Raw genomic sequence first — 7,550 nt, forward strand, 5'->3', positions numbered from 1 at the left:
GCCCGGAGGAGATTGCGCGGACCGTTCTTGAGTGGGTTCGGGAACACGTCGGGGAGTAGCTGTTTGCTGGGGCGGCCGTTCAAGCGGCAGGCAATCCAGGTGCTTGGTGGTAAGAGCGCAGTAGTTACGTCGCCAACCAGGATTGTGCCTACGCGAGTGGCGACTATGTGAAGTCCGGAAATGAAATTGGGAATTTCCCAATTTCCGGTCTAGAATTGGACTATGAGTTCTATAGGAGACAGAGTCATTGCAGTCATGCGGAAACGTGGCATGGCTCAAAAGACGCTGGCCGAACATACTCAGATGACACCCGACGCGATGTCGCGAGCGCTTCGTGGGCAGAGAGGTTTTGCCGCAGTCGAGCTTGCAGACATTGCGCGGGCTCTCGATGAAGATGTGTATTACCTGATCACGGGCGAGCTCGATCCGGCTCGGCTTAACTTTGCTGCTCGGCATAGATTCGACCATGAGACAAAAACACGCTCAGTCGACGGTCTTGAAGAAGATAGAGACGTCCTGATTAAGATTCAGACTGCCTTCAACCTGGCCGGGGAGCTTAGCGCAACTTCGAAATTGCCTGCGGATCCAGCGAAGTTCCGGGAGATTCTCGGTCCAGGATTCGTCGAACGATTTGCAGATAAGCTCGAAGTGCTCGGCGTGGATGTTGTCGTTCTATCGGAGCTGACTACTGCCTACTCTTTCACCGTCACAGGCCGAAAGGTCATTGCCGTCAATGGTTCAGGCAATTGGTTCAATGAGAATTGGTCGATCGCCCACGAGCTTGCACATCATGCTCTTGGTCATGAAGACGTTCGCCCTTGTAGCGATAAAGTCGATGTGTTTGAAGCGAAGGCTAATAACTTTGCCGCTCAATTGCTCCTCCCAGAAGAGTCAATGCGCGCATTCGATTGGCAGTCGACACTGTGCAACGACTTAGCTGACTTTCTATGGGAGTCGGGAGTGTCAACGGGGACGGTGAAAGCTCGGTTGAACAAGCTTGGCATCGTTCCATCGCATGAGATTTCGGCAGCGCTCGAACTCAAGACTCAGGGCGTCCTGCGGAAATACTGGAGCAAGAGTCGACACGTACAGGGCCCGGACAAAATCACTGACCGAATGGCTCGCGCGAGTGCGCGCTGCTTTCCCACATGGTTGCGATCTGCTCACCTGCAGCGGATCGAATCCGGCAAGCTGAACAAGAGCTATCTTGCTTGGATGCTTGGTACTGATGAGGCGGAACTCGAGGTTCCCGACCCAGCTCCTATGACTCCCATTGAGGGCGATGAGTTGCTATCGCTTCTTAGATAAGGCTGCTGGATGTGGATTCAAAACCCCTGTTCTTCTTCCATGACACCAACGTCCTCATCAACTTTAGTCTTTGCGATGAGATGGACTGTCTGAAGGAAATCCTGCAGGGTAAAGGCACCTGGACAGCAACTGTCCAGCGTGAGTGCGATGGTCGTGGACCGTCGAATTATGGGATATCGGGCCTTGGCTACGCGGCTGAGCTTGTGCTCGGCGAACCGGTCTTTCCCAGCGACGACGAGCATGTTCAAATTCGCCGACTGCGGTGGGAGATGGCATTTGCAGAGGCGCTCGACGTAGATCTCGCTGAACAGAATATGAAGAATGGCGACGACAAGCACTTAGGCGAGGCTGAAACAATCACCATTATCCAGCGTCGCATGCTCAAGGCGATATTTGTAACAGATGACTTCAGGGCCAGACCGTTTGCGGAGGGAATCAAGTGTATTGACACTTGGTCATTGGTGAGTGTCGGTCTGAGGCTCGAAATTTTGAATGAGGAGCGGGTTCGTGCGATGCGTGAGCGGCTCATGAGTCTCAATAGGATCTCCCGTAATCACCGCAGAGAGATCTTCGACGCGGTGAAATTTGAAGAATGGATTGCGGGATAGATCTACGGCCCGTAGCTCTTCAATGGGAAGATGATTCACAAGACATAAATACCAGGCGCCGTCCCTTGGGCTCGCCGGAAATGGCAAGTGAGTTGAGACTGGTCATGGACGCCGACCGATGCGGCCGCCTCGGCGACGTTGAACGGTGGAGAGATGAGCAAGATGCGTGCGGTAGTCCAGAACGAATTCGGCGGGCCTGAAGTCCTCACCCTGATCCACGACGCACCGATCTCTGAACCCATTCCCACCGAGGTTCAGGTGCGCGTCAGCCATGTGGGAGTCAACCCGGTCGACGGAAAGACTCGTGGCGGAGCATCCGTGGCAAAGCTCATGGGCGCTTTCCCCATCACCGTCGGATGGGATATTGCCGGTGAGGTCTCCGCCCTGGGCAATGGGGTGAATCGCTTCGCACTAGGTGATCGCGTCTTCGGGATGCCCCGTTTTCCCTACCCGGCCAACGGGTATGCCGAATTTGTGACCTCACCGTCTCGCCACCTCGTGCGCATTCCCGATTCTCTGGATTTCGCGACTGCTGCGTCGATCCCTCTGCCTGCCACGACGGCGTACCAGATCGTGCACGAAGCCGCGGATGTGCGCAGCGGACAGACGGTACTCGTCCTCGGCGGTGGCGGCACCGTCGGCACCTATGTCGTGCAGATGGCGAAGAAGCTGGGCGCGACTGTCATCGGTCACGCAACGGGAGAGAAGCTGAAACATCTCGAGTCTCTCGGTGTGGACCGGGCGATCGACTATGCGAGTGAGGAATTCGACGACCCCAACCTCGGTGCCGGAGGAATCAGTGATGTCGACGTCGTCATCGACCTCATCGGTGGGGAGTTCGCCCTTCGCGCAGTTCCACTGACCAAACCGGACGGGATCGTCGTCGGAGTACCCTCGGGGCAGCAACAGGGCCTCGACGCGGCTGCCGCACAGGCGGGCGTCCGCTGGACGAACGTCATCGTCGAACCGGATCATGTCGCGCTCGAATACGTGGCTGAGCTCATCGAAAACGGGGAGCTTCAAGTGCCAGCTCCGGCCACGGCCCCGCTCGAGGACGTTGTGGAGGTTCACCGGCAGATGGACTACGGCCAGCTGCCTAAGACAGTGCTGACGATATGACCGATTGACGGTCACACCTCCGCGGTTCGCTCGTGCCGTGCCACACTGATCTCATGACGGACGTGAATGCGATGTCTTCGACGGAGAAGATCGAACGCGGTGCCACCGCCGTGCACAAGGTGGGTCTGCAAGGGGCGGCGATCGATGCGCTGCCGGCAGAGGCAGTTCCTGCGACTCGGGCAGAGGCCTACGCGATACAGACCCGCTATGCCGAGTTGGAAGGGCAACCAACCCGCGGGTGGAAGATCGCGGCGACGAGTGAGGCCGGGCAACGGCACATCAATGTCGAGGGCCCGCTGGGTGGTCGCGTGCTCGCGGACCGCATCCAAGGCGACGGGGAGGCTGTGTCGCTGAGCGGTAACTCGATGTGTCTGGCCGAGCCGGAGTTCGTGTTCGTCCTCGGCACCGCGCTGCCTCCGCGCACAAGCAATTACACCCTCGACGAGGTGATGGAGGCGGTGGCTGCGCTGCACTTCGGCATCGAACTGCCAAGTTCCCGCTTCACCGATGTCACCACGGCCGGTGCACTGCAGATGATCGCCGACAACGCCTGCGGCCACCGATTCGTGCTGGGGCCGGCGGCGAAGGAGACCTGGTCCTCGCGCGATCTGGCCGAGGTGCCGATGACCGCCGAAGTCGACTGCCCATCAGGGTCCCGAACCATTGAGGGCGTAGGCAGAAACGTTCTCGGTGACCCAGCCGCAGCACTGACCTGGCTGGTCAATGAACTCTCCGCCGTCGACATCGGTCTGGCAGCAGGGGACTTCATCACCACAGGTACATGCAGTGAGCCCATCCCAGTTGAACCGGGCGATTCTTTGTCTGCGAGGTTCGATGGTCTGGGCGTTGTCACCGGCACTTTCGTAGTCTGAGCTGGGGCGTCGTAGAGCCTCAGGCCGCGAAGACGCCCGGTGTTGTTCCCAACGTCCGGCGGAAGTGCCGGGTGAGATGGGATTGGTCGTGGAAGCCGGACTGGGCGGCCGCCTCGGCGGGGGAGTGCCCGGACAGGAGAAGCCTGCGGGCGCGGTCCACGCGACGGCCGATGACGTACTGGTGCGGGGCATTCCCGTAGGTCTGGGTGAACACCCGGACCAGGTGACTGCGGTGGGCACCTAAGTCAGCGGCCGCCTCGGCGATGGTGAAGGTCTCCTCCAAACGATCATCAAGCAGGTGACGCAGACGACGGGCCAGAGGCGTGTCAGAAGCAGTGTCGACCGGTGACTTCAGATGCGGCTGTACGAGGTCACGCAGCGCGAGAACTCCGCACTCGGCGGAGAGGACATCGGCCGGGTCATTCAATGCGGCATGGATCTGGTCGACGGTCGAGGTGACGCTCGGGTCGAAGAGCGTGGGTGTCTCCGCTGCGGCCTCGATGGCGCCCAGGGGCAGCCATTCGGGTTCGAGGTAGAGCACGCGTTTGCGAAACGGAACATCAGGAGTCGCCGAGCGGCCATCGTGGGGCACCTGCGGCGGCAGCAGCGTCACCGTCGAGTTCGACGTCTGGTGCTCGTGGCGATCCAGGTCGTAGGTCACGGTTCCCTGATCGACAAGCAGGACGGTCCATGAATCATGAGTGTGGGAGGGGTAGGCATGATGCTCGAACTGTGCGTGGAGCACCTCCTGCACCAGGGGCACATTCGGGTGCCACGCGTGGATCACATCAGCCATGTCACAAACGTACAAGACCCACCTGTGGAATTGAACAAGAGTGGGGGCATGCACGAAAACACGAACACAGCAGAGACAGCCGCAGGCACCACCGATACGGTCAGTTCCGCCAGCGCCGAGGTGGTGCGCTTCGACACGAAGGTCGTCGTGGTCCTCCGCGATGACCTGCTGCCCTGGCAGGAACTCAACGTCACCGCGTTCCTCATGTCCGGCATCGCGACCAGCGAACCGGACCTGGTGGGGGAGAACTACCGAGACGCCGACGGCAACGACTACCTTCCGATGCTGCGCCAGCCAGTCCTCGTCATGACCGCCGGCGCCGAGGTGCTGGCCAAGGCTCGAACGAAGGCGCTGGGTCGGGGAATATCGACGGCTGTGTACACGCAGGAACTGTTCTCGACCGGCCACGATGCCGCCAACCGTGAGGCCGTGGCTGCGGTCGCGGCCGAGGACCTCAACTTAGTCGGCATTGCTCTGCGCGGGCCGAAGAATGCGGTGGATCGGTTGGTGAAAGGCGCGCGGATGCATGGGTGAGGCGGGGTTGCTCTTCTCTTTGCAGGATCACGCGCGGTAGACTAAATGAAGCAATCGAAATTACTTGCGATTGATGCATAAAAGGAGAGGTCCATGTCCGCAACAGAATTCCTCGCATCGTCGACCTACAGTGCTAGCGATACTCGGCAAGTCGGCCGCGTCTACGACATGCTCACTGCCGAAGAAGCGCACAACCCTATCCCGCGCTATTATCTCGTCGGGGCAGAAGATGACAACACGGTTGAGCTTCCCTCCGAGGTCTACCAGGTCTTGCGCAGTGTTGTGGAGGCGATGCAGAAGGGCTTGTCAGTGACAATCTCGCCCACCTCGCAGATGTTGACGACTCAGCAGGCCGCCGACCTATTGGGGATCAGCCGACCGACGCTGATTAAGGCGCTCGACGGCGAAAAACTTCCTTACACGCGCTCGGGTTCGCACCGCCGTATCGCTCTCACAGATGTTTTGGACTATCGCGAGGAGCGCCGTCGAAAACAATACGCTGCCATCGATGCGCTGTCCGTCGACGTCGACGAGACGGCGGATATCGACCAGACCTTGGCTGAACTTCGGGAAGCGCGTAAGGCAGTGGCTGCGAAGCGTCGATCAGCAGGGTGATCTGACATAGGATCAATCCATGTTTGCCGCGGTGCTCGACACGAGCGTGCTCTGGCCTAGCCTGCAGCGCGATTTCCTGCTGTCGCTTGCGGTTGAGGGTGCTTACCGACCCATGTGGAGCACAGTTATCCTCGACGAACTTGCCCATCATGAGGCTAAGAAGTTGGTCAGCCGGGGATCGGCGGTAGACGACGCTGAACTAGCTGCGCAAAGATTGATCGGTCAAATGTCGCAGTCGTTCGACGACGCGCTTATTCTTGGCTGGGAACCGCTGGAGGGCACATACGGTTTGCCAGACCCCGATGACGAGCACGTTGTAGCCGCAGCAGAAATGGGCAGTGCCGAAGTCATCGTCACCGAGAACCTCAAAGATTTTCCAACTGCCAAACTGCCGGCACTCATCCGCGCAGTCCCTGCGAGGGAATTTGCCTACGACACCGTGCGACAGCACCTGACGCAGGGGAGCCTGGCCGTGATTGCTCTATGCGAGCGTAGCGGACGGCAGGGCCCAAAACTCTCGGTGTCAGATCTGCTGACAATCCTCGACGAGCGGTACAAAATGACGGCAACGGCAGAGTTGCTGTCCATGGCACCAGGGTTGCGGGACATTCTGCATTGAGAGAACTTCGGCTGAGTGGACGCTGGTGTCGCTGTCCAGGTAGGTGCTCCTTGTCGGGGTGTCCCTGCGGGGACCGCGGTACGCCGTGATTCGGGTGACCATGGGTGCACGCATGCACGAGTGAGAGAGCGAGCGGACTTCAGCGTCTCTAGCCTCGATCCGTTGAGTTGCTCTGCCGAGCTTCGGAGGCCAGGATGTGTGCATGGACGAGTCTCGAAGTGACCGCAGCGGCCAGCTGGCCGGATGCCGGGTGGTTCTGACGGCGCAGCGGAAGGCCGAACAATTTGCTTCAGCCCTCGAACGTCACGATGCGACCATCGTGCACGCACCCACACTGTCGGTCATCCCGAACATCGATGACCCCGAGCTCGTCGCACGCACGCGTGCCCTCATCGACACCCAACCCGACGTCATTGTGGTCACGACCGGTGTCGGTTTCACCGGTTGGGGCAATGTGGCCGAGGAAGCCGGCCTCTTCGAGCAGTGGCACGCGATGCTCGCCAGTGCCCGAATCATCGCCCGTGGACCCAAGGCACGCGGTGCGATCCAGGCCGCCGGGCTGGAAACCGCCTGGGTCGCCGAATCCGAAACCAACTCCGAGATCAGACAGGCACTGCTTGACGAGGGAGTGAACGGCGTCCGGATCGCTGTCCAGCATCACGGGGCAGGCGACGACGGTTTGGATGAGACCTTCTCCGCTGCAGGCGCCGATGTCTGCTCGCTCGTGATCTATCGGTGGGGTCCGGCACCCGATCCGGACGCTGTGGTCGAGGCTGTCCACCTCGTCGCGAGTCGCCAGTGCGATGCTGTGGCATTCACCTCGGCGCCGGGCGCCACCGCGTTTCTCGAGGTCGCACGTGACGAAAGCGTGCTGCCGCGGGTCATCGACGCGTTCAACGATGAGCCCGGCGTGCTCGCTGCGGCGGTCGGCAACGTCACTGCGGCACCGCTGTGGGACCACGGAATCAGAACCGTGATCCCCGACAGGTTCCGCCTGGGTGCGCTCGTGCGAACGCTGGTCACCGAACTCACCGACGCACGGCGTGCTGAGACAGACGATCGCAGATGAGGTGCGCGCC

Annotated in this window: 9 protein-coding genes; 8 read left to right on the forward strand and 1 reads right to left on the reverse strand. The window is 60.2% G+C overall.

Features of this window, described 5'->3' with window-relative positions; genetic code table 11:
• Positions 1–222 precede the first annotated feature (222 nt).
• The 4 genes from L0G76_RS12385 (at position 223) to L0G76_RS12400 (ending at position 3,907) form a co-directional block, all read left to right on the forward strand.
• Entirely contained in the window at positions 223–1,308 is a 1,086-nt protein-coding gene (locus L0G76_RS12385) for a helix-turn-helix domain-containing protein (RefSeq protein WP_092104163.1), read from the forward strand.
• An 11-nt stretch (positions 1,309–1,319) separates the two neighbouring features.
• The gene (locus tag L0G76_RS12390) at positions 1,320–1,916 is read left to right on the forward strand and encodes a hypothetical protein (RefSeq protein ID WP_304357501.1); all 597 of its coding nucleotides are present in this window, start codon (positions 1,320–1,322) and stop codon (positions 1,914–1,916) included.
• Between the two features lie 153 nt (positions 1,917–2,069).
• Positions 2,070–3,035 (forward strand): NADP-dependent oxidoreductase, encoded by a 966-nt coding sequence (locus L0G76_RS12395; RefSeq protein ID WP_304357502.1) that lies wholly within the window; start codon positions 2,070–2,072, stop codon positions 3,033–3,035.
• Positions 3,036–3,088: 53 nt separating this feature from the next.
• Complete coding sequence (locus L0G76_RS12400) at positions 3,089–3,907, forward strand: 2-keto-4-pentenoate hydratase (RefSeq protein WP_304357503.1); 819 nt, start codon at positions 3,089–3,091, stop codon at positions 3,905–3,907.
• A 19-nt stretch (positions 3,908–3,926) separates the two neighbouring features.
• On the opposite strand, the gene L0G76_RS12405 is transcribed toward L0G76_RS12400, so the two are convergent.
• Positions 3,927–4,703 carry an AraC family transcriptional regulator gene (locus L0G76_RS12405; RefSeq protein WP_304357504.1) on the reverse strand — a complete coding sequence of 259 codons (777 nt, stop codon included), beginning with the start codon at positions 4,701–4,703 and terminating at the stop codon, positions 3,927–3,929.
• A gap of 48 nt (positions 4,704–4,751) precedes the next feature.
• Here L0G76_RS12405 and L0G76_RS12410 point away from each other — a divergent pair, with 48 nt between their 5' ends.
• The 4 genes from L0G76_RS12410 to L0G76_RS12425 all read left to right on the forward strand — a co-directional run bounded on the left by L0G76_RS12410 (position 4,752) and on the right by L0G76_RS12425 (position 7,540).
• Positions 4,752–5,237 carry a DUF2000 family protein gene (locus tag L0G76_RS12410; protein ID WP_092104155.1) on the forward strand — a complete coding sequence of 162 codons (486 nt, stop codon included), beginning with the start codon at positions 4,752–4,754 and terminating at the stop codon, positions 5,235–5,237.
• A 93-nt stretch (positions 5,238–5,330) separates the two neighbouring features.
• Positions 5,331–5,852, forward strand: coding sequence for a helix-turn-helix domain-containing protein (locus L0G76_RS12415; RefSeq protein ID WP_092104153.1), 522 nt, complete (start codon positions 5,331–5,333; stop codon positions 5,850–5,852).
• 19 nt (positions 5,853–5,871) lie between these two features.
• On the forward strand, positions 5,872–6,471 hold the full coding sequence (locus L0G76_RS12420) for a PIN domain-containing protein (protein ID WP_092104151.1): 600 nt from the start codon (positions 5,872–5,874) through the stop codon (positions 6,469–6,471).
• A gap of 202 nt (positions 6,472–6,673) precedes the next feature.
• Entirely contained in the window at positions 6,674–7,540 is an 867-nt protein-coding gene (locus tag L0G76_RS12425; RefSeq protein WP_304357505.1) for a uroporphyrinogen-III synthase, read from the forward strand.
• Positions 7,541–7,550 lie beyond the last annotated feature (10 nt).

This window comes from Brevibacterium picturae (assembly GCF_030453725.1).
GTDB classification, from domain to species: Bacteria; Actinomycetota; Actinomycetes; order Actinomycetales; family Brevibacteriaceae; genus Brevibacterium; species Brevibacterium sandarakinum_A.

Coding starts and splice junctions, on each gene's coding strand:
- L0G76_RS12395 (WP_304357502.1), top strand. CDS start 2,070: ATGAGCAAGATGCGTGCGGTAGTCCAGAACGAATTCGGCGGGCCTGAA.
- L0G76_RS12425 (WP_304357505.1), top strand. CDS start 6,674: ATGGACGAGTCTCGAAGTGACCGCAGCGGCCAGCTGGCCGGATGCCGG.
- L0G76_RS12410 (WP_092104155.1), top strand. CDS start 4,752: ATGCACGAAAACACGAACACAGCAGAGACAGCCGCAGGCACCACCGAT.
- L0G76_RS12405 (WP_304357504.1), bottom strand. CDS start 4,703: ATGGCTGATGTGATCCACGCGTGGCACCCGAATGTGCCCCTGGTGCAG.
- L0G76_RS12385 (WP_092104163.1), top strand. CDS start 223: ATGAGTTCTATAGGAGACAGAGTCATTGCAGTCATGCGGAAACGTGGC.
- L0G76_RS12420 (WP_092104151.1), top strand. CDS start 5,872: ATGTTTGCCGCGGTGCTCGACACGAGCGTGCTCTGGCCTAGCCTGCAG.
- L0G76_RS12400 (WP_304357503.1), top strand. CDS start 3,089: ATGACGGACGTGAATGCGATGTCTTCGACGGAGAAGATCGAACGCGGT.
- L0G76_RS12415 (WP_092104153.1), top strand. CDS start 5,331: ATGTCCGCAACAGAATTCCTCGCATCGTCGACCTACAGTGCTAGCGAT.